Source organism: Klebsiella sp. SYXHC3 (assembly GCF_057196925.1).
The window spans coordinates 468802-487793 of the sequence record NZ_JBXUNG010000002.1 but is presented as its reverse complement, the minus strand read 5'-3'; the positions used below and the strand labels follow the sequence as shown (position 1 = coordinate 487793).

Below are 18992 nucleotides of genomic sequence, written 5' to 3'. Positions count from 1 at the left end.
ACGCTCCTTATTTACGGCCTTTACGCTGCTGCTTTTTAGGTTGAGCAGCCGGTTCCGGTTGTTCAACAGCAGCCATACCACCCAGGATCTCACCTTTGAAGATCCATACCTTAACGCCGATTACACCGTAAGTGGTGTGCGCTTCAGAGGTGTTGTAGTCGATGTCAGCACGCAGAGTGTGCAGCGGTACGCGACCTTCACGGTACCATTCGGTACGTGCGATTTCCGCGCCGCCCAGACGGCCGCTAACTTCAACTTTGATACCTTTAGCGCCCAGACGCATTGCGTTCTGTACAGCACGCTTCATAGCACGACGGAACATAACGCGACGTTCCAGCTGAGAAGTGATGCTGTCAGCAACCAATTTAGCGTCCAGTTCAGGCTTACGAACTTCGGCAATATTGATCTGTGCAGGAACGCCAGCGATATCCGCTACGACCTTGCGCAGTTTTTCTACGTCTTCGCCTTTCTTACCGATAACGATACCCGGGCGAGCAGTGTGAATGGTCACACGGATGCTCTTAGCCGGACGCTCGATAACGATGCGAGATACAGACGCTTTAGCCAGCTCTTTAGTTAAGAACTGACGTACTTTAAAATCGCTGTCCAGGTTGTCAGCGAATTCTTTGGTGTTCGCGAACCAGGTAGAGTTCCATGGTTTGACAATACCCAGGCGAATACCATTAGGATGTACTTTCTGACCCATTGCTAGTCTCCAGAGTCTCAGCGATCGGACACAACCACAGTGATGTGGCTGGTGCGCTTCAGGATGCGATCTGCACGACCTTTAGCACGCGGCATAATGCGCTTCATGCTCGGGCCTTCGTCTACGAAAATTTTCGCAACTTTCAGATCATCAATGTCAGCGCCATCGTTGTGTTCAGCGTTAGCAATGGCAGATTCCAGTACCTTCTTGACCAGTACAGCAGCTTTTTTGTTGGTGTAGGTCAGAATATCCAGGGCCTGCGACACTTTCTTACCGCGAATCAGGTCAGCTACAAGGCGAACCTTCTGAGCAGAAGAACGAGCATGGCGATGTTGAGCTAAAGTTTCCATCTCTTCCTCCTACCTTATTTCTTCTTCGCTTTTTTATCAGCAGCGTGGCCGCGATAAGTACGAGTCGGTGCGAATTCACCCAGTTTGTGACCAACCATTTCGTCGGAAACAAAGACTGGAACGTGCTGACGACCATTATGGACAGCGATGGTCAAACCGATCATGTTAGGAAAGATCGTTGAACGACGGGACCAAGTGCGCAGGGGCTTCTTGTCTCCGCTTTCCACCGCTTTCTCTACCTTCTTCAGCAAGTGCAGGTCAATAAAAGGACCTTTCTTGAGAGAACGTGGCATGGCTTATCCTCTAAAATTATTTGCTACGGCGACGTACGATGAATTTATCAGTACGCTTGTTGCTGCGGGTCTTCTTACCTTTGGTCTGCAGGCCCCACGGGGATACCGGGTGCTTACCAAAGTTACGACCTTCACCACCACCATGTGGGTGATCGACTGGGTTCATCGCAGTACCGCGAACGGTAGGACGAACACCACGCCAGCGTGCAGCACCTGCTTTACCCAGAACGCGCAGCATATGCTCAGCATTGCCAACTTCGCCCAGAGTAGCGCGGCAGTCTGCTTCGACTTTACGCATTTCACCAGAACGCAGACGCAGGGTGACATAAGCACCGTCACGAGCAACGATCTGAACGTAAGTACCAGCGGAACGAGCCAGCTGACCGCCTTTACCTGGTTTCATTTCTACGTTATGAACGGTAGAACCAACCGGGATATTGCGCATCGGCAGGGTGTTGCCTGCTTTGATTGCAGCATCAACGCCAGACTGAATCTGGTCGCCAGCTTTCAGGCCTTTCGGGGCCAGAATGTAACGGCGCTCACCGTCTTTGTACAGAACCAGCGCGATGTTCGCGGAACGGTTCGGATCGTACTCAAGACGTTCAACAACTGCCGGGATACCATCTTTGTTGCGTTTGAAGTCAACAATACGGTAAGCCTGCTTGTGACCACCACCGATATGACGAGTGGTGATACGGCCATTGTTGTTACGACCGCCGGATTTGCTGTTTTTTTCAACCAGCGGAGCAAAAGGTTTGCCCTTGTGCAGCTCTGGGTTGACCACTTTAACAACGTGGCGACGACCCGGAGATGTCGGTTTACATTTAACAACTGCCATTGTATTACTCCTCCGACTTACTCAGCGCCGCCGACGAAGTCCAGATTCTGGCCTTCCTTCAGGGTGACGTAAGCTTTTTTCCAGTCGCTACGACGACCGATACGCTGTCCGTGACGTTTAACTTTCCCTTTAACTACCAGGGTGTTAACGACTTCGACTTCGACTTCAAACAGTTTCTGCACAGCAGCTTTAATTTCTGCTTTGGTCGCGTCTTTAGCAACTTTGAGAACGATGGTGTTGGTTTTTTCCATCGCAGTAGACGCTTTTTCAGAAACGTGCGGTGCGCGCAGCACCTTCAGCAGACGTTCTTCACGAATCATGCCAGCATCTCCTCAACTTGCTTAACAGCATCAGCAGTCATTACGACTTTGTCGAAGGCGATCAGGCTAACCGGGTCGATACCAGTCGCATCGCGTACGTCAACCTTGTGCAGGTTACGTGCGGCCAGGAACAGGTTCTCGTCCAGCTCACCGGTGATGATCAGCACATCTTCCAGAGCCATGTCTTTCAGTTTCTGAGCCAGCAGCTTAGTTTTAGGCGCTTCTACAGAGAACTTCTCGACAACGATCAGACGATCCTGACGTACCAGTTCGGACAGAATGCTTTTCAGCGCGCCGCGGTACATCTTCTTGTTAACTTTTTGACTGTGGTCCTGCGGACGAGCAGCGAAGGTTACGCCACCGGAACGCCAGATCGGGCTCTTGATAGAACCTGAACGCGCACGGCCGGTACCTTTCTGGCGCCATGGCTTTTTGCCTGAACCAGTTACTTCAGCACGAGTCTTCTGAGCACGAGTACCCTGACGCGCACCAGCTGCATAAGCAACAACAACCTGGTGAACCAGCGCTTCGTTGAAATCACGACCGAAGGTAGTTTCGGAAACAGTCAGCGCGCTCTGCGCGTCTTTCAATACTAATTCCATTGCTATCCCCTTACGCCTTCACAGCTGGTTTAACGATCAGGTCGCAGCCGGTTGCACCCGGAACACCACCTTTAACCAGCAGCAGGTTGCGCTCAGCGTCAACACGTACTACGTCCAGGCTCTGAACAGTAACGCGTTCGTTGCCCAGCTGACCTGCCATTTTCTTGCCTTTGAACACTTTGCCCGGAGTCTGGTTCTGACCGATAGAACCCGGAACGCGGTGAGACAAGGAGTTACCGTGGGTAGCGTCCTGGGTACGGAAGTTCCAGCGCTTAACGGTACCAGCGAAACCTTTACCTTTAGAGGTACCGGTTACGTCAACTTTTTTAACGTCAGCAAACAGTTCAACGCTAATGTTCTGACCAACGGTGTATTCTTCACCATCTGCCAGACGGAACTCCCACAGGCCGCGGCCAGCTTCTACGCCAGCTTTAGCAAAGTGACCAGCTTCCGGCTTAGTTACACGGTTAGCTTTTTTAGCACCAGTGGTAACCTGAATAGCGCGATAGCCATCGTTAGCCAGATCTTTGACCTGAGTAACGCGGTTTGCTTCAACTTCGATAACGGTTACTGGGATAGAGACGCCATCTTCAGTGAAGATGCGGGTCATACCCACTTTTTTACCGACTAAACCAATCATTGTATCAACCTCTCAATCGCTCGATGACCTGATTAACCCAGGCTGATCTGCACGTCTACACCGGCAGCCAGGTCCAGACGCATCAGAGCATCAACGGTTTTTTCAGTTGGCTCAACGATGTCAACCAGACGCTTGTGAGTACGAATCTCGTACTGATCACGCGCATCTTTGTTGACGTGCGGAGAGATCAGAACGGTGAAACGCTCTTTGCGGGTCGGCAGCGGGATCGGACCACGGACTTGCGCACCAGTGCGCTTAGCAGTCTCGACGATTTCCGCGGTTGATTGATCGATCAGACGATGATCAAACGCTTTAAGGCGGATACGGATTCTTTGGTTCTGCATGAGACCAGAGCTCCAATTATTTTATAGACGAAATGATTACTCCTCATACCCATTACGATTGATGGGAGAGTGTAACCGTTCTTACAGAGTTCCCCGATTGGGAACATTGTTAGGTAGCAAACTGCGCTACCAGGGCTCATATCGAACCGGCCGTCAATTTTGACAGGCCCGCGCATTATACGCAAATTCAGGCGCGACGCAAGTGCTGATTAGAAAATCATCACCACAATTTGCGCGTCTTCTCGCCCAGGCACTCGGCAATGCAATAACACGATAAATAAGTCAGGAAGCAGCCATCCATCTTGCACAAATGCGCTTTGCGCTAACGCGCGACGATAAGCAAAGTGAGCGCATTATCCCCGAACAGGAGTGTTCCATGCTTACCGTCCTCCCCTTCTTAGTTTGTTATTGTGGATTAACCCTGGCGTTATGCCGGCAGGACCTGCTTCGCGGTCTTCTTCCTGACAGCCTCACCTGTCCCCTGCTGTGGAGCGGTTTTGTTTTTTACCTGTGTCTGGCGCCGCAGCGGCTAGAGGATGCCGTCTGGGGGGCAATTGCAGGCTATCTCATTTTTGCCCTGCTCTACTGGCTATATAGGGTGTTTCGCGGCTATGAGGGATTAGGATACGGCGACATTAAATATCTTGCCGCCCTCGGCGCCTGGCACGGCTGGCAGAGGTTGCCGCAACTGGTGTTGGCCGCATCGCTGCTTGCCGGGATGGCATGGGTGATATTGGCGTTGTTCAGGAGGAGTAAGCAACAACGATGGGGTTTGAACAACCCGCTGCCGTTTGGGCCATTTCTGACTGCAGCGGGTTTTTGGTGCGGGTGGCAGACGTTCGCTAGTCTGACACTTTGATCTGCGATTGAAGGTAATTTTGCAGACCGATTTTGCCGATCAGATCTAACTCGGTTTCCAGCCAGTCAATATGGCCTTCCTCATCGGCAAGGATTTCAATCATCATATCGCGACTGACATAATCATGAACGCTGTCGGCATAGGCGATTGCCTCACGCAGGTTTTGCGCGCCTTCGAGCTCCAGCCGTAAGTCAGACTGCAGCATCTCTTCGACATCCTCACCGATGCCAAGTTTGCCAAGATCCTGCAGGTTAGGCAGCCCTTCAAGAAACAAAATACGCTCGATGTACTTATCGGCGTGTTTCATCTCATCGATAGATTCATGATATTCAATATCGTTGAGGCGCATCAGGCCCCAGTTCTTGAACATTCTTGCATGAAGAAAATACTGGTTAATAGCAACCAGTTCGTTTCCCAATAATTTATTGAGATAACTTATGATTTTGACATCACCTTTCATTATAAAGTCCCTCCGCTTCCACTTATTGAAGCGTAGTCCGGGCTATAAGGATGTCAAAAAGAGAAGAGTCGCGATCAGGCGATTTCTTTGAATTCCGGCATGCTGGTTAATTCATCTTCCATCACTTCACGTGCCGCGCGGACGCACTTACCGCATTGATTTCCAACGGGAATAAACTTGCGTAATTGTTGAAAAGATTGCGGTTGAAATTGACGCACAACCTGACGGATTTTTTTATCGCTTACGCCATTGCACAAACAAACGTACATATAAACTCCCGTTCAATTTATGCACAAAGTTTAAATGAGAATAGTTATGATTACAATAGACTGTTTATTAATTATCCCTGGCGGCGCACTTTATGAATATTTATACCATCGCGGCTTATCACCAAATCATAGACAGCAAAAAGGGCGCCGAAGCGCCCTTTTTAATTCAAAGCTAACGAATTAGCCCAGAACTTTAGCTACAACGCCCGCGCCAACGGTACGGCCGCCTTCACGGATTGCGAAACGCAGACCATCGTCCATCGCGATCGGGTGGATCAGGGTAACAACCATTTTGATGTTGTCGCCCGGCATTACCATCTCTACGCCTTCCGGCAGTTCGATGGTACCAGTCACGTCAGTAGTACGGAAGTAGAACTGCGGACGGTAGCCTTTGAAGAACGGAGTATGACGGCCGCCTTCGTCTTTGGACAGGATGTACACTTCAGATTCGAACTTGGTGTGCGGCTTGATGCTGCCCGGCTTAGCCAGTACCTGACCACGTTCGATTTCTTCACGTTTGATACCACGCAGCAGAACACCTACGTTCTCACCAGCACGGCCTTCGTCCAGCAGTTTGCGGAACATTTCAACGCCAGTACAGGTGGTTTTCGCGGTTTCTTTGATACCAACGATTTCAACTTCTTCACCAACTTTGATGATACCGCGCTCTACACGACCGGTAACAACGGTACCACGACCGGAGATGGAGAATACGTCTTCGATCGGCAGCAGGAACGGCTTGTCAATCGCACGCTCTGGTTCTGGGATGTAAGAATCCAGGAAGCCAGCCAGTTCGATGATTTTCGCTTCCCACTCTGCGTCGCCTTCCAGCGCTTTCAGAGCAGAACCACGAACGATCGGAGTGTCGTCGCCCGGGAAATCGTACTGAGACAGCAGTTCACGAACTTCCATCTCAACCAGTTCCAGCAGCTCTTCGTCATCAACCATGTCGCATTTGTTCAGGAACACGATGATGTACGGAACGCCTACCTGACGACCCAGCAGGATGTGCTCACGAGTCTGCGGCATCGGGCCGTCAGTCGCAGCAACAACCAGGATCGCGCCATCCATCTGAGCAGCACCGGTGATCATGTTTTTAACATAGTCGGCGTGGCCCGGGCAGTCTACGTGTGCGTAGTGGCGAGTCGGGGTGTCATATTCAACGTGGGAAGTGTTGATGGTGATACCACGAGCTTTTTCTTCCGGCGCGTTATCGATCTGGTCGAATGCGCGAGCAGCACCGCCGTAGGTTTTAGCCAGTACGGTGGTGATTGCAGCGGTCAGAGTAGTTTTACCATGGTCAACGTGGCCGATAGTACCAACGTTGACGTGCGGTTTTGTACGTTCAAATTTTTCTTTAGACACGGCTATATTCCTTACTATAGTGCTCTCCCCTCAGGAGAGAGCACGGGACTTAGGTTTTAATCCTGTGGATTATTTACCACGGGCTTCAATAACGGCCTGAGCAACGTTGTTCGGCGCATCATCATACTTCAGGAATTCCATGGTGTATGATGCACGACCTTTGGTCAGAGAACGCAGCTGAGTTGCATATCCGAACATTTCAGACAGCGGAACTTCAGCGTGGATCTTAACGCCAGTTACTTCAGATTCTTGACCGCGCAGCATGCCGCGACGACGGCTCAAGTCACCGATTACGTCACCGGTGTTCTCTTCCGGAGTTTCTACTTCAACCTTCATGATCGGCTCAAGCAGAACTGGTTTCGCTTTCTTAAAGCCTTCTTTAAAGGCGATAGAAGCGGCCAGTTTAAACGCCAGCTCAGAGGAGTCAACGTCGTGGTAAGAACCGAAGTGCAGACGGATACCCATATCAACTACCGGGTAGCCAGCCAGCGGACCAGCTTTCAGCTGTTCCTGGATGCCTTTATCAACGGCCGGGATGTATTCGCCAGGGATTACACCACCTTTAATGTCGTTGATGAACTCGTAACCTTTCGGGTTAGAGCCCGGCTCCAGCGGGTACATGTCGATCACAACGTGACCGTACTGACCACGACCACCAGACTGCTTGGCGTGTTTACCTTCAACATCGGTAACTTTCTGGCGAATCGCTTCGCGGTAAGCAACCTGAGGTTTACCGACGTTCGCTTCAACGTTGAATTCACGCTTCATACGGTCAACGATGATGTCGAGGTGCAGTTCACCCATACCGGCGATGATGGTCTGGTTAGACTCTTCGTCAGTCCATACGCGGAATGACGGGTCTTCTTTAGCCAGACGACCCAGAGCCAGACCCATTTTTTCCTGGTCAGCTTTGGTTTTCGGCTCAACGGCGATGGAGATTACCGGCTCAGGGAATTCCATACGCTCCAGAATGATCGGCGCATCCGGGTCACACAGGGTGTCACCAGTGGTTACGTCTTTCAGACCGATAGCGGCAGCGATATCGCCCGCGCGAACTTCTTTGATCTCTTCACGTTTGTTAGCGTGCATCTGAACGATACGACCGAAACGCTCACGTGCAGCTTTCACGGAGTTCAGTACGGTATCACCAGAGTTAACCACACCGGAGTACACACGGAAGAAGGTCAGGTTACCAACGAACGGGTCGGTAGCGATTTTGAACGCCAGTGCAGAGAACGGCTCTTCGTCGCTTGCGTGACGCTCAGCCGGGGTATCTTTACCGTCGTCCAGGATGCCGTTGATAGCCGGAACATCGATCGGGGATGGCAGGTAATCAATTACCGCATCCAGCATCGCCTGAACACCTTTGTTCTTGAACGCAGAACCACAGGTTACCAGGATGATTTCGTTGTTCAGAACGCGCTGACGCAGAGCTTTTTTGATCTCTTCTTCAGTCAGTTCTTCGCCACCCAGGTATTTTTCCATCAGCTCTTCGGAAGCTTCCGCAGCGGACTCGATCAGGTTCTGGTGCCATTCGTCAGCCAGTTCCTGCATGTCAGCCGGGATATCTTCGTATTCGAAGGTAACGCCTGCATCAGCTTCGTTCCAGTTGATGGCTTTCATTTTCACCAGGTCAACAACACCGGTGAAACCTTCTTCAGCACCAATTGCCAGCTGCAGCGGAACCGGGTTCGCGCCCAGACGGGTTTTGATCTGACCAACAACTTTCAGGAAGTTCGCACCCATGCGGTCCATTTTGTTAACGAACGCAATGCGTGGAACTTTATATTTGTTTGCCTGACGCCATACGGTTTCAGACTGCGGCTGAACACCACCAACTGCGCAGTAAACCATTACCGCACCATCAAGAACACGCATGGAACGTTCTACTTCGATAGTGAAGTCAACGTGCCCCGGGGTGTCGATGATGTTTACACGGTGCGGTTCATACTGTTTAGCCATACCAGACCAGAATGCAGTAGTCGCAGCGGAAGTGATGGTGATACCACGTTCCTGCTCCTGCTCCATCCAGTCCATGGTAGCGGCGCCGTCATGAACTTCACCGATTTTGTGGTTTACACCGGTGTAGAACAGAATACGTTCGGTAGTAGTGGTTTTACCGGCGTCGATGTGCGCACTGATACCGATGTTACGGTAGCGTGCGATGGGTGTTGTACGAGCCATTTGATTCCTCGTTTATTTCTTTAGGCGTTCAGTTAAGTTATCCAGAGCGGGCGACTCATCTGAAACGCCCGCCTGGTGACTATGACTCCGAAGGGATTACCAACGGTAGTGTGCGAACGCCTTGTTGGCTTCGGCCATACGGTGAACGTCTTCACGTTTCTTAACTGCAGTACCTTTGTTGTCTGCAGCGTCAGTGAGTTCGTTCGCCAGGCGCAGAGCCATGGATTTATCACCGCGTTTACGAGCAGCTTCAACGATCCAACGCATTGCCAGGGCATTACGACGAACCGGACGTACTTCAACTGGAACCTGATAAGTAGAACCACCTACGCGGCGGGACTTAACTTCGACAGTCGGGCGCACGTTTTCGAGCGCAACTTCGAAGGCTTCCAGTTCAGTTTTACCAGAGCGCTGAGCCAGGGTCTCCAGCGCGCTGTATACGATAGTTTCTGCAGTAGATTTTTTACCATCTACCATCAGGATATTTACAAATTTAGCCAGCAGTTCTGATCCGAACTTCGGATCCGGCAGAATTTTACGCTGACCAATGACGCGACGACGTGGCATGGAAATACTCCGTTGTTAATTCAGGATTGTCCAAAACTCAAAGAGTTTAGTTTGACATTAATATAAAACGTTTGGCCTTACTTAACGGAGAACCATTAAGCCTTAGGACGCTTCACGCCGTACTTGGAGCGAGCCTGCTTACGGTCTTTAACGCCGGAGCAGTCAAGCGCACCACGAACGGTGTGGTAACGAACACCCGGAAGGTCTTTAACACGACCGCCACGGATCAGGATCACGGAGTGCTCCTGCAGGTTGTGACCTTCACCACCGATGTAGGAGGTGACTTCGAAACCGTTAGTCAGACGCACACGGCAAACTTTACGCAGTGCGGAGTTCGGTTTCTTAGGAGTGGTGGTATATACGCGAGTACATACGCCACGTTTCTGCGGGCAGGCTTCCAGCGCCGGCACGTTGCTCTTTGCAACTTTGCGCGCGCGTGGTTTGCGTACCAGCTGGTTAACTGTTGCCATTAAATAGCTCCTGGTTTTAGCTTTTGCTTCGTAAACACGTAATAAATCGCCTCATATAATATGAGGACGCAGAATTTTAGGGCGGTGCCGAAAAGGTGTCAAGAAATATACAACGATCCCGCCATTACCAGGCCAACTGACCTTCATGTTTGACCGTAAGACTGACGAAATCAGTATAGCCAACCCTGACGACACTGTCCGCAATTTGACCAGCCAGCCCGCGGGCTTCGATATCGTCTTGCAGAGCATGTAGGGTTATGGGGGCGGATTGCAGGATTTCAAGGAAACGGCCGCCGTCAATCGCCGCGACCACGCCATCGGAGAGCAGGAGCAGATCGTCGCCTGGCTTCACCAGACGCAGCATCGCGTCGATATCGACATGCCAGGGAGAGACGCTTAGAGTGTGGAGCATCTGGGCCTCAGAATCGTAGAATCACGTTGAACTCATCAAGCCGGGCGCGCAGCGCTTCTGGCTCGAGGCTTTCTACATCCACCACCCACGGCGTATCGGCGGCCAGGCCGCGCTCGCGGGCAGACGCCGCGCATAACCAACACTGTTCGATGTCATACAGCGATAACAGCTTGAAGGTGGCGATATAATCACGGGCGAGGATTTTTCCCGGCTGCTGGCCAGGGATAATCTGAAACACGCCGTCACCGACAAAAAAAACGCCGAGGTCGTCGGTGAGGGCCGAGGTCGCCAGTAAGGCGTCCAGCCCTTCCCTACCGGCTGCGCTGCCGTGCGGCGCGGAAGAAAATACGAAAGCCACGCGTTTCATCAGAACTGTACCATTCTATCGCAGGTTAACGACGCTTCAGCCAGCGCGCCTAGCCCGCTTAAGGTGAATCCCGGCTGCAGATTATGCGCCGGCAAACCAAGCTGCTGCGCTTCGCGTTCATCGCTCACGCCGCGGCGTAGCGCGGCTGCCACGCAAATGTGCAGCGCAACGGCATGTTCATCATGCAGGCGCTGCCAGTGACGCACCAGGTCTACCTCATCGCTGGCGGGAGCCGTCAGCTGATTGGCGTTGTAGACTCCTTCACGATAGAAAAATACGCAGGGCAGTTCGTGTCCTGCGTTAATAACCGCCTGCGCAAACTGCCACGCGCTACTGGCCTGCTGAGTACCGTAGGCAGGCCCGGTTACGGTGATGGCAAAACGCATTACTTATCCAGCCCCTGGAAATCACCGCTTTTAAACTGGCGGATGTAGAGGTACACCGTGTGTTTAGAGATATTCAGGCGATCGGCTACCTGGTTAATCGCATCTTTGATATCGAAGATGCCTTTCTCATAAAGATTTAACACGATTTGGCGGTTTTTCGCGTTATTCGATACGTTACGATCGGCATTCACCTCTTCAATGGTGAACTCCAGCGTTTGCGCCACCAGATCATCCACCGACGAGGCGAAGTTGACCTGCGAGTTGACTTCCGGCGTCTCCGGCGGAATGAAAGTGCTCATAATCTGCGAGAACGGAACATCAAGGTTCATGTTGATACAAAGCAGACCTATCACCCGATGTTCCCGGTTGCGAATGGCGATAGTCACCGATTTCATCAGCACACCGCTTTTCGCGCGGGTAAAATAGCACTTCGATACGCTGCTATCCGCTCCCGTCATATCGTGCAGCATACGTAACGCCAGATCGGTAATCGGCGAGCCAATTTGGCGGCCGGTGTGTTCACCGTTAGCGATACGAATAGCGGAGCATTTTAAATCCTGCAGTGAGTGCAGCACGATTTCACAATGGGAACCAATGAGCATCGCTAACCCGTCCACCACCGCTTCATAGGATTTTAGGATATCGAAGTCGGTCTGGTCGAAAGGACGTTGATCCAGCAGGTCAAGCTCGCTGGTTTCGTTGGTTAAAAGCGACCTGGACATGTAAAAAAGCACTCCTTTTCAGGAGCCTGTCGTTATCGTCAGGGCAGGCTCATCATCATTATTAAGCTATCTAAAGTAATACAGCGCCTGAGGAATTTTCCAGTTTTAATTATATCTGCAGCCAATAAAAAAGCCGCCGCCCCTGAAGGCGGCGGCTTATAGCAGATTACTTCTTAGCGTCTGCAGCCGGTGCTTCGGCAGCGGCTTCTGGCTTAGCATCAGCCTTCGGAGCCGGTTTGATGTCCAGCAGTTCTACATCGAATACCAGCGTAGAGTTAGCCGGGATACCCGGAACGCCAGTTTTGCCGTAGGCCAGATCTGGTGGGATAACCAGCTTGATTTTGCCGCCTTTTTTGATGTTTTTCAGGCCTTCGGTCCAGCCAGGAATAACGCCATCAAGACGGAAAGAGAGCGGCTCGCCGCGGGTGTAAGAGTTATCGAACTCTTTACCGTCGATCAGCGTACCTTTGTAGTTCACCACGACGGTATCGCTGTCTTTCGGCGCATCGCCAGTACCGGCTTTCTCGACTTTATACATCAGGCCGGATTTAGAGGTTTTCACGCCCTTCTCTTTAGCGAAGGCGTCACGGAACACTTTGCCTTTGGCATCGTTCTCGGTCGCATCTTTTTCCATCTTCTGCTGAGCGGCGGTTTTCACGCGGGTCTCAAAGGACTGCAGAGTGGTTTCAATTTCTTTGTCGGACAGTTTGCTCTTATCGGCAAACGCATCCTGCACACCGGCGATCAACTGGTCTTTATCCAGTTTGATACCCAGCTTCTCTTGTTCTTTCAGGGAGTTTTCCATGTAACGGCCGAGGGATGCACCCAGCGCATAAGCGGATTTTTGATCGTCATTTTTAAATGCCGATTTGCTGTCCGCCGCCGGTGCAGCTTTCGCTGCGGTATCGGCAGCAAAGGTCAGCGGTGCATTCAGGGCAACGGCCATCGTGGTCGCCAGCAGCGTTACTTTAAACAGTGATTTCATCCATTTCTCCAGGGCCGGGGCATCTCACCCCAGGGTTATCATAAAAAGCAAAAAACGTACTATAGAACGTTGCAGAACAAATCTACATACGGACCTACCTGAATATCGCCTCATTTCAGACTATTTTTGTATGAATTAGTTTCCTCTCTGACGTTACGATGCTGCGTTAACGCGGAAACTTGAGTAGAATCCGCCCGCAAACAAGACAGAAGAGGCGACCTATGAACGATACCACAATGGAGACGCGTCTGGCGGAACTGGAAAGCCGACTGGCGTTTCAGGAGATCACCATCGAGGACCTCAACAAAACCGTCACGGCGCATGAAATAGAAATGGCCAAAATGCGCGAACATATGCGCTTGATGATCGAAAAATTGAAAGCGACACAGCCGTCGCACATCGCGTCACAGTCTGAAGAGACGCCGCCTCCGCATTATTGAGACGTAAAAAAAGCGGGTTTCCCCGCTTTTTTGGCTATTCGCGCGAACGCGACGCCATTAGTGGCAACCGCAACCACCGTTACCGCAACCACCTTTGCCGTGTTCATGGTCGTGACCATGATCGTGGCCGTGGCCGCCGCAGCAACCGTCATGACCGTGGTCATGATCGTGATCGTGGCCATGAGCGCCGTGTACGTGACCGTGCTCCAGCTCTTCTGCAGTGGCTTCGCGCAGGGCGACAACTTCTACGTTGAACTTCAGATTCTGGCCAGCCAGCATGTGGTTGCCGTCAACCACCACGAAATCGTCGCCGACTTCGGTGATTTCTACCGGTACCGGACCCTGGTCGGTTTCAGCCAGGAAGCGCATGCCAACCTGCAGTTCGTCAACGCCCATGAAAACGTCTTTAGGAACGCGCTGAACCAGGTTTTCGTCATACTGGCCGTACGCGTCATTCGCGCCGACTTCGACATCAAATTTGTCGCCCACTTCGTGGCCGTTTAATGCGTTTTCCAGGCCGGAAATCAGGGAACCGTGACCATGCAGGTAGTCCAGCGGCGCACTCACCGGAGACTCATCAACCAACACACCGTCTTCTGTACGTACCTGATAGGCCAGGCTGACCACCAGGTCTTTTGCTACTTTCATGATATCTCCTGAGCATGGGAAGAATAGTGGCGCAGATTGTAGCGGAATTCTGCAGCCGTGTACCCTTTAGCTTAAAAAAAGGCGACAGATAACGCTAGTCCGGATGAAAAATGCCGATCACTTGCTCTTCTTTACGAACGTGCTCGCGGACCTCTTTATCGGCCTCGCGCATCTGATGTCCGCACTTAACGCACTCAACAATATCGACATTATTCTCGCGCCACATCGCCAGTGAATCCTGCGCCTGGCACGCCGGGCATTTTGCGCCGGCAATAAAACGTTTACGTACCGCCATTTTGCTCTACCTTCTATTCAAACTCGTCCCAGCCGTCCAGCTGCCGGCTTTCTTTCTGCATTTCACGCTCAAAAATCTCTTCCAGCTCGCGCCGGGCTTCCCGCACGCGGGATATCTGTACGGTATCAGTATGCACCGGCATTAACTCGCGCAGCATTCGCATATCGAGGCGTCGAAAGTGCAACTGCGCGCGCTGCGCCTGATGCGGATGCATTCCCAGGGTCACCAGCGCCTTGCGCCCCAATTCCAGGGCGCTGGAGAAGGTTTCTCGCGAGAACTGCGTCACGCCGGCCTGTAATAGCTCATGCGCCTCTACGCGCCCCCGCGCACGCGCCAGAATATGGAGGTGGGGAAAATGCTGTTGGCACATCTCCACCAGCTTCATGGTATCTTCCGGCTCGTTGCAGGTAATCACAATAGACTGCGCCTCTTCCGCCCCCGCCGAACGCAGCAGCTCAAGCTGCGTCGCATCGCCGAAATAGACTTTGTAGCCATATTTGCGCATCAGGTTGACCGCGCTGATATCGCGTTCAAGCACGGTAATACGCATTTTATTGGCCATCAGCAGGCGCCCAATCACCTGACCAAAACGCCCGAAGCCAACGATAATCACCTGTGGCTTATCATCCTCGACCCATGGCGCCTCATCGGTATCCTCCGCCGGGTTAAGCCGTCGCGACAGCACTTTATCAATGACCTTCATCAGGAGCGGCGTGGTCATCATCGATAAGGTTACGGTAACCAGCAGCAGCGCCATTTGATCGTTATGGAACAGCTTCTGCGAAGCCGGCATGGAAAAGAGAACAAAGGCGAACTCGCCGCCCTGGCTCAATACGCCGGCGAACTGCGTGCGCTCGGAGCTGCGCAAACCATATAGCCGGGCCAATACATAAAGCACCAACGCTTTAACCGCCACCAGCGCGGCGACGCTCAGCGCGACCCACAACAGATGGGTATATAGCACGCCAAGATTCAGCGCCATGCCGACGGAGATAAAAAACAGCCCCAGCAGCAAGCCTTTAAACGGCTCAATAGCGATTTCCAGCTCGTGGCGATATTCGCTTTCCGCCAGCAGCACGCCGGCGATAAAAGTCCCCAGCGCCATCGACAGCCCCAGGGCGTCCATAAACAGCGCGGAACCCAGCACCAGCAGCAGCGTGGCGGCGGTAAATACCTCACGCACGCCGGAACCGGCGATAAAACGGAATACCGGGCGCAGCAGAAAACGGCCGCCAATCAGCATGCCGGCGAATGCCAGCACCTTCATCCCCACCGACATCCAGTTGAAGTTATCGTCGCCGTGTCCGGCGAGCAGCGGGACCAGCGCCAGCGCCGGGATCACCGCTAAATCCTGAAATAACAGTACTGAAAAGCCCAACTGGCCGGATTCGTTACGGCTCATTCCCTTCTCGCGCATCAGCTGCAGCGCCATCGCGGTAGAGGACATTGCTAACCCAATACCGCCCACCACGGCCGCCTGCCACGAAAACCCGGTGACCACCAGCAATCCGCCGAGGATCGCCGCGCTAAACAGCACCTGCGCCGCGCCGACGCCGAATATCGAGTTGCGCAGTTGCCACAGTTTGGCCGGATTAAGCTCAAGGCCGATGATGAACATCAGGAATACAACGCCAAGCTCGGAAAAGTGAAGAATTTCATCCACATCGCTAATAAAGCCAAGCCCCCACGGGCCAATCGCAATCCCGGCCAGCAGGTAGCCGAGCACGGCGCCAATGCCCAGCCGGGCCGCCAGCGGTACCGCCACCACGGCGGCAAACAAAAACAGTACACCTGCTAATAGCAAATCAGCTCCCGCCATTGACGCCTCCTGTAGCAACAGGATTCGCGAGCCAATCGCGATATGCGCGGGCGTGGCTTTGCAAATCTTCCGGCCGCTGTCGGCGCGCCCAGTAGACAATAATCGGACTCAGCCAGTGCATGCGGCACATGCCGGCCGTTAACTCAAAAGGGCGCAGAATATCATTCATCGGATAGCGATTAGCATCGCGGCGGTAAGCGCTCTCCGGCTCGCCGGTGGTGATCACGCTACGCCAGTACTTTCCCGCCAGTTGATTTCCTCCCGCGCCGCTGGCGAAGCCGCGGCTCAGCACCCGGTCCAGCCACTCTTTCAACAATGCCGGGCAGCTCCACGTATACAGTGGATGTTGGAAAACAATCACCTGATGCTGACGCAGGAGATCCTGCTCATGGGCGATATCAATAAAAAAATCTGGATAGTGCGCATAAAGATCGTGCACGGTGACATTCGGCAACTGTAAGGCCGGTTCAAGCAAAACCCGGTTGGCCACGGAATCCTGAGATTCTGGGTGGGCATACAGCAGCAACACTTTCGCTGTCTGAGACATCATTCCCCTCCCGAACGTCATCTGGCGGCTTGCGAAGCGGCTGCGTCTCGACGCAACCAGAATGACTTTGTCTATCGTCTTCATTTTGGGCTACCATTGCGGCCCTATGGAGCGTTTCGCTTACACACTACATTATCATAAAGACAAATTAACATAGTCTGAACATACGGCGCCTTATGATTGTTTTCTCCTCGTTACAAATTCGTCGCGGCGTACGCGTCCTGCTGGACAACGCCACCGCCACCATCAATCCTGGCCAGAAGGTCGGTCTGGTGGGTAAAAACGGCTGCGGTAAATCTACGTTGCTTTCGCTTTTGAAAAACGAGATAAGCGCCGACGGCGGCTCCATGACCTTCCCGAGCAACTGGCAGCTGGCGTGGGTTAATCAGGAAACGCCGGCCCTGCCGCAACCGGCTATTGATTATGTTATTGATGGCGATCGCGAGTTCCGCAAGCTGGAAGCCGATTTACAGCAGGCCAATGAGCGCGACGACGGCCACGCCATCGCTACCGTCCACGGTAAGCTGGATGCCATTGACGCCTGGACGATTCGTTCCCGTGCCGCCAGCCTGCTACACGGCCTTGGTTTCAGTAACGAGCAGCTTGAGCGCCCGGTCAGTGATTTCTCCGGCGGCTGGCGTATGCGCTTAAACCTCGCGCAGGCGCTGATCTGCCGTTCCGACCTGCTGCTGCTCGACGAACCGACCAACCACCTCGATCTTGATGCGGTGATCTGGCTGGAAAAATGGCTGAAAGGCTATACCGGTACGCTGATCCTGATTTCCCACGATCGTGATTTCCTCGATCCGATCGTCGATAAAATTATTCATATCGAACAGCAAACGATGTTCGAATACACCGGTAACTACAGCTCGTTTGAAATCCAGCGCGCGACCCGTCTGTCGCAGCAGCAGGCCATGTATGAAAGCCAGCAGCAGCGCGTAGCCCACTTGCAGAGCTATATCGACCGCTTCCGCGCCAAGGCCACCAAAGCGAAGCAGGCGCAGAGCCGTATCAAAATGCTTGAGCGCATGGAGCTTATCGCCCCGGCGCACGTCGATAACCCGTTCCACTTCAGCTTCCGCGCGCCGGAAAGCCTGCCGAACCCGTTACTCAAGATGGAAAAAGTCAGCGCCGGCTACGGCGAACGGATTATTCTCGACTCCATCAAGCTGAACCTGGTGCCCGGTTCGCGTATCGGTCTGCTGGGGCGCAACGGCGCCGGTAAATCAACGCTGATTAAGCTACTGGCCGGTGAATTACAGCCGCTGTCCGGTGAAATTGGCCTGGCGAAAGGGATTAAGCTCGGTTACTTCGCCCAGCATCAGCTCGAATTCCTGCGCGCCGATGAGTCGCCGATACAGCATCTGGCCCGCCTGGCGCCGCAGGAGCTGGAACAAAAACTGCGCGACTACCTCGGCGGCTTTGGATTCCAGGGGGATAAAGTCAGCGAAGAGACCCGCCGTTTCTCCGGCGGCGAAAAAGCGCGCCTGGTGCTGGCGTTAATCGTCTGGCAGCGCCCTAACCTACTGCTGCTCGATGAACCGACCAACCACCTTGATCTTGATATGCGTCAGGCCTTAACCGAAGCGCTGATCGACTTCGAAGGGGCGCTGGTCGTGGTCTCGCACGATCGTCACCTGATCCGCTCCACCACTGACGATCTGTATCTCGTACACGACGGTAAAGTTGAACCGTTTGATGGCGATCTGGAAGATTATCAGCAGTGGCTGAGTGATTCGCAGAAGCAGGAAAACCAGACTTCTGAAGCGCCGAAGGATAACGGCAACAGCGCGCAAGCGCGTAAGGATCAAAAACGCCGCGAAGCCGAACTGCGCACGCAAACGCAACCGCTGCGTAAAGAGATCGCCCGGCTGGAAAAAGAGATGGATAAACTCAACGCGCAGCTGGCGCAGGCGGAAGAGAAACTGGGCGACAGCGAGTTATATGACGCCTCGCGCAAAGCGGAATTAACCGCGTGCCTGCAGCAGCAGGCGAGCGCCAAATCAGGGCTCGAAGAGTGTGAAATGGCGTGGCTGGACGCGCAGGAACAGCTGGAGCGGATGCTGCAGGAAGGTTAATGCAAGACAGTGACAACAAAAGG

The 18992-nt window shown here is 53.0% G+C and carries 26 protein-coding genes; 3 read left to right on the top strand and 23 right to left on the bottom strand.

What is annotated here, in order from left to right; all coding sequences use genetic code 11:
• Positions 1-7 precede the first annotated feature (7 nt).
• Genes rpsC through rpsJ form a run of 8 tightly spaced genes read right to left on the bottom strand, consistent with a single transcriptional unit; the run spans position 8 to position 4093 of the window.
• A complete protein-coding gene (gene rpsC, locus AC2CGP_RS09310; RefSeq protein WP_002919766.1) occupies positions 8-706 on the bottom strand; it encodes a 30S ribosomal protein S3 in 699 nt (232 codons plus the stop codon).
• A gap of 17 nt (positions 707-723) precedes the next feature.
• Complete coding sequence (gene rplV, locus AC2CGP_RS09305) at positions 724-1056, bottom strand: 50S ribosomal protein L22 (protein WP_002919773.1); 333 nt, start codon at positions 1054-1056, stop codon at positions 724-726.
• Positions 1057-1070: 14 nt separating this feature from the next.
• Positions 1071-1349, bottom strand: a complete 279-nt coding sequence (gene rpsS / locus AC2CGP_RS09300) for a 30S ribosomal protein S19 (protein WP_001138115.1) — start codon at positions 1347-1349, stop codon at positions 1071-1073.
• A 16-nt stretch (positions 1350-1365) separates the two neighbouring features.
• Positions 1366-2187 (bottom strand): 50S ribosomal protein L2, encoded by an 822-nt coding sequence (gene rplB / locus AC2CGP_RS09295; RefSeq protein ID WP_015369423.1) that lies wholly within the window; start codon positions 2185-2187, stop codon positions 1366-1368.
• Between the two features lie 17 nt (positions 2188-2204).
• Positions 2205-2507 carry a 50S ribosomal protein L23 gene (rplW, locus tag AC2CGP_RS09290; protein WP_000617546.1) on the bottom strand — a complete coding sequence of 101 codons (303 nt, stop codon included), beginning with the start codon at positions 2505-2507 and terminating at the stop codon, positions 2205-2207.
• A complete protein-coding gene (rplD, locus tag AC2CGP_RS09285) occupies positions 2504-3109 on the bottom strand; it encodes a 50S ribosomal protein L4 (RefSeq protein ID WP_000424395.1) in 606 nt (201 codons plus the stop codon). Before rplD ends, rplW begins: the two co-directional genes overlap by 4 nt.
• A gap of 10 nt (positions 3110-3119) precedes the next feature.
• Positions 3120-3749 carry a 50S ribosomal protein L3 gene (gene rplC / locus AC2CGP_RS09280; RefSeq protein WP_015369422.1) on the bottom strand — a complete coding sequence of 210 codons (630 nt, stop codon included), beginning with the start codon at positions 3747-3749 and terminating at the stop codon, positions 3120-3122.
• 32 nt (positions 3750-3781) lie between these two features.
• Positions 3782-4093: a 30S ribosomal protein S10 gene (rpsJ, locus tag AC2CGP_RS09275; RefSeq protein ID WP_001181005.1), complete on the bottom strand. Its 312-nt coding sequence runs from the start codon at positions 4091-4093 to the stop codon at positions 3782-3784.
• A 376-nt stretch (positions 4094-4469) separates the two neighbouring features.
• On the opposite strand from rpsJ, the gene AC2CGP_RS09270 reads away from it, so the two are divergent.
• Positions 4470-4952 carry a prepilin peptidase gene (locus AC2CGP_RS09270; RefSeq protein WP_015369421.1) on the top strand — a complete coding sequence of 161 codons (483 nt, stop codon included), beginning with the start codon at positions 4470-4472 and terminating at the stop codon, positions 4950-4952.
• Here the strand turns inward: AC2CGP_RS09270 and bfr are convergent.
• The 11 genes from bfr to fkpA form a co-directional block, all read right to left on the bottom strand.
• Positions 4936-5412, bottom strand: coding sequence for a bacterioferritin (gene bfr, locus AC2CGP_RS09265; RefSeq protein ID WP_015369420.1), 477 nt, complete (start codon positions 5410-5412; stop codon positions 4936-4938). The two genes, AC2CGP_RS09270 and bfr, sit on opposite strands and share 17 nt — an antisense overlap.
• Positions 5413-5486: 74 nt before the next feature.
• Positions 5487-5681 (bottom strand): bacterioferritin-associated ferredoxin, encoded by a 195-nt coding sequence (gene bfd, locus AC2CGP_RS09260; protein ID WP_015369419.1) that lies wholly within the window; start codon positions 5679-5681, stop codon positions 5487-5489.
• 180 nt (positions 5682-5861) lie between these two features.
• Positions 5862-7046 carry an elongation factor Tu gene (gene tuf / locus AC2CGP_RS09255; protein ID WP_015369418.1) on the bottom strand — a complete coding sequence of 395 codons (1185 nt, stop codon included), beginning with the start codon at positions 7044-7046 and terminating at the stop codon, positions 5862-5864.
• Between the two features lie 69 nt (positions 7047-7115).
• On the bottom strand, positions 7116-9230 hold the full coding sequence (gene fusA / locus AC2CGP_RS09250) for an elongation factor G (RefSeq protein ID WP_015369417.1): 2115 nt from the start codon (positions 9228-9230) through the stop codon (positions 7116-7118).
• 96 nt (positions 9231-9326) lie between these two features.
• A complete protein-coding gene (rpsG, locus tag AC2CGP_RS09245) occupies positions 9327-9797 on the bottom strand; it encodes a 30S ribosomal protein S7 (RefSeq protein ID WP_015369416.1) in 471 nt (156 codons plus the stop codon).
• 95 nt (positions 9798-9892) lie between these two features.
• Positions 9893-10267 carry a 30S ribosomal protein S12 gene (gene rpsL / locus AC2CGP_RS09240; RefSeq protein WP_000246815.1) on the bottom strand — a complete coding sequence of 125 codons (375 nt, stop codon included), beginning with the start codon at positions 10265-10267 and terminating at the stop codon, positions 9893-9895.
• A gap of 124 nt (positions 10268-10391) precedes the next feature.
• Entirely contained in the window at positions 10392-10679 is a 288-nt protein-coding gene (gene tusB / locus AC2CGP_RS09235; protein ID WP_015369415.1) for a sulfurtransferase complex subunit TusB, read from the bottom strand.
• Positions 10680-10686: 7 nt separating this feature from the next.
• Complete coding sequence (gene tusC, locus AC2CGP_RS09230) at positions 10687-11046, bottom strand: sulfurtransferase complex subunit TusC (RefSeq protein ID WP_015369414.1); 360 nt, start codon at positions 11044-11046, stop codon at positions 10687-10689.
• Entirely contained in the window at positions 11046-11432 is a 387-nt protein-coding gene (gene tusD, locus AC2CGP_RS09225; RefSeq protein ID WP_139397213.1) for a sulfurtransferase complex subunit TusD, read from the bottom strand. Before tusD ends, tusC begins: the two co-directional genes overlap by 1 nt.
• Entirely contained in the window at positions 11432-12154 is a 723-nt protein-coding gene (locus AC2CGP_RS09220) for a helix-turn-helix transcriptional regulator (protein WP_004868391.1), read from the bottom strand. Before AC2CGP_RS09220 ends, tusD begins: the two co-directional genes overlap by 1 nt.
• Positions 12155-12320: 166 nt before the next feature.
• Positions 12321-13139 carry an FKBP-type peptidyl-prolyl cis-trans isomerase gene (fkpA, locus tag AC2CGP_RS09215; protein ID WP_049034364.1) on the bottom strand — a complete coding sequence of 273 codons (819 nt, stop codon included), beginning with the start codon at positions 13137-13139 and terminating at the stop codon, positions 12321-12323.
• 221 nt (positions 13140-13360) lie between these two features.
• Between fkpA and AC2CGP_RS09210 the strand changes: the two genes are divergently transcribed.
• Positions 13361-13579 carry a protein SlyX gene (locus tag AC2CGP_RS09210; protein WP_484502328.1) on the top strand — a complete coding sequence of 73 codons (219 nt, stop codon included), beginning with the start codon at positions 13361-13363 and terminating at the stop codon, positions 13577-13579.
• 57 nt (positions 13580-13636) lie between these two features.
• Here AC2CGP_RS09210 and slyD read toward each other — a convergent pair whose 3' ends face one another.
• The 4 genes from slyD to kefG all read right to left on the bottom strand — a co-directional run bounded on the left by slyD (position 13637) and on the right by kefG (position 16891).
• Positions 13637-14227 carry a peptidylprolyl isomerase gene (gene slyD / locus AC2CGP_RS09205; RefSeq protein WP_015369410.1) on the bottom strand — a complete coding sequence of 197 codons (591 nt, stop codon included), beginning with the start codon at positions 14225-14227 and terminating at the stop codon, positions 13637-13639.
• A 94-nt stretch (positions 14228-14321) separates the two neighbouring features.
• Positions 14322-14522 carry a YheV family putative zinc ribbon protein gene (locus AC2CGP_RS09200; protein WP_004106389.1) on the bottom strand — a complete coding sequence of 67 codons (201 nt, stop codon included), beginning with the start codon at positions 14520-14522 and terminating at the stop codon, positions 14322-14324.
• A gap of 13 nt (positions 14523-14535) precedes the next feature.
• Entirely contained in the window at positions 14536-16341 is a 1806-nt protein-coding gene (gene kefB / locus AC2CGP_RS09195) for a glutathione-regulated potassium-efflux system protein KefB (protein ID WP_015369409.1), read from the bottom strand.
• The gene (gene kefG / locus AC2CGP_RS09190) at positions 16328-16891 is read right to left on the bottom strand and encodes a glutathione-regulated potassium-efflux system ancillary protein KefG (protein ID WP_015369408.1); all 564 of its coding nucleotides are present in this window, start codon (positions 16889-16891) and stop codon (positions 16328-16330) included. The genes kefB and kefG overlap by 14 nt, the downstream gene beginning before the upstream one ends.
• A 173-nt stretch (positions 16892-17064) precedes the next feature.
• On the opposite strand from kefG, the gene AC2CGP_RS09185 reads away from it, so the two are divergent.
• Complete coding sequence (locus tag AC2CGP_RS09185; RefSeq protein ID WP_020077810.1) at positions 17065-18969, top strand: ABC transporter ATP-binding protein; 1905 nt, start codon at positions 17065-17067, stop codon at positions 18967-18969.
• Positions 18970-18992 lie beyond the last annotated feature (23 nt).

What these genes read in the sequence shown, in the direction of transcription:
- rpsC (WP_002919766.1), bottom strand. Translation starts at nt 706, where the DNA reads ATGGGTCAGAAAGTACATCCTAATGGTATTCGCCTGGGTATTGTCAAA.
- rplV (WP_002919773.1), bottom strand. Translation starts at nt 1,056, where the DNA reads ATGGAAACTTTAGCTCAACATCGCCATGCTCGTTCTTCTGCTCAGAAG.
- rpsS (WP_001138115.1), bottom strand. Translation starts at nt 1,349, where the DNA reads ATGCCACGTTCTCTCAAGAAAGGTCCTTTTATTGACCTGCACTTGCTG.
- rplB (WP_015369423.1), bottom strand. Translation starts at nt 2,187, where the DNA reads ATGGCAGTTGTTAAATGTAAACCGACATCTCCGGGTCGTCGCCACGTT.
- rplW (WP_000617546.1), bottom strand. Translation starts at nt 2,507, where the DNA reads ATGATTCGTGAAGAACGTCTGCTGAAGGTGCTGCGCGCACCGCACGTT.
- rplD (WP_000424395.1), bottom strand. Translation starts at nt 3,109, where the DNA reads ATGGAATTAGTATTGAAAGACGCGCAGAGCGCGCTGACTGTTTCCGAA.
- rplC (WP_015369422.1), bottom strand. Translation starts at nt 3,749, where the DNA reads ATGATTGGTTTAGTCGGTAAAAAAGTGGGTATGACCCGCATCTTCACT.
- rpsJ (WP_001181005.1), bottom strand. Translation starts at nt 4,093, where the DNA reads ATGCAGAACCAAAGAATCCGTATCCGCCTTAAAGCGTTTGATCATCGT.
- AC2CGP_RS09270 (WP_015369421.1), top strand. Translation starts at nt 4,470, where the DNA reads ATGCTTACCGTCCTCCCCTTCTTAGTTTGTTATTGTGGATTAACCCTG.
- bfr (WP_015369420.1), bottom strand. Translation starts at nt 5,412, where the DNA reads ATGAAAGGTGATGTCAAAATCATAAGTTATCTCAATAAATTATTGGGA.
- bfd (WP_015369419.1), bottom strand. Translation starts at nt 5,681, where the DNA reads ATGTACGTTTGTTTGTGCAATGGCGTAAGCGATAAAAAAATCCGTCAG.
- fusA (WP_015369417.1), bottom strand. Translation starts at nt 9,230, where the DNA reads ATGGCTCGTACAACACCCATCGCACGCTACCGTAACATCGGTATCAGT.
- rpsG (WP_015369416.1), bottom strand. Translation starts at nt 9,797, where the DNA reads ATGCCACGTCGTCGCGTCATTGGTCAGCGTAAAATTCTGCCGGATCCG.
- rpsL (WP_000246815.1), bottom strand. Translation starts at nt 10,267, where the DNA reads ATGGCAACAGTTAACCAGCTGGTACGCAAACCACGCGCGCGCAAAGTT.
- tusB (WP_015369415.1), bottom strand. Translation starts at nt 10,679, where the DNA reads ATGCTCCACACTCTAAGCGTCTCTCCCTGGCATGTCGATATCGACGCG.
- tusC (WP_015369414.1), bottom strand. Translation starts at nt 11,046, where the DNA reads ATGAAACGCGTGGCTTTCGTATTTTCTTCCGCGCCGCACGGCAGCGCA.
- tusD (WP_139397213.1), bottom strand. Translation starts at nt 11,432, where the DNA reads ATGCGTTTTGCCATCACCGTAACCGGGCCTGCCTACGGTACTCAGCAG.
- AC2CGP_RS09220 (WP_004868391.1), bottom strand. Translation starts at nt 12,154, where the DNA reads ATGTCCAGGTCGCTTTTAACCAACGAAACCAGCGAGCTTGACCTGCTG.
- fkpA (WP_049034364.1), bottom strand. Translation starts at nt 13,139, where the DNA reads ATGAAATCACTGTTTAAAGTAACGCTGCTGGCGACCACGATGGCCGTT.
- AC2CGP_RS09210 (WP_484502328.1), top strand. Translation starts at nt 13,361, where the DNA reads ATGAACGATACCACAATGGAGACGCGTCTGGCGGAACTGGAAAGCCGA.
- slyD (WP_015369410.1), bottom strand. Translation starts at nt 14,227, where the DNA reads ATGAAAGTAGCAAAAGACCTGGTGGTCAGCCTGGCCTATCAGGTACGT.
- AC2CGP_RS09200 (WP_004106389.1), bottom strand. Translation starts at nt 14,522, where the DNA reads ATGGCGGTACGTAAACGTTTTATTGCCGGCGCAAAATGCCCGGCGTGC.
- kefB (WP_015369409.1), bottom strand. Translation starts at nt 16,341, where the DNA reads ATGGCGGGAGCTGATTTGCTATTAGCAGGTGTACTGTTTTTGTTTGCC.
- kefG (WP_015369408.1), bottom strand. Translation starts at nt 16,891, where the DNA reads ATGATGTCTCAGACAGCGAAAGTGTTGCTGCTGTATGCCCACCCAGAA.
- AC2CGP_RS09185 (WP_020077810.1), top strand. Translation starts at nt 17,065, where the DNA reads ATGATTGTTTTCTCCTCGTTACAAATTCGTCGCGGCGTACGCGTCCTG.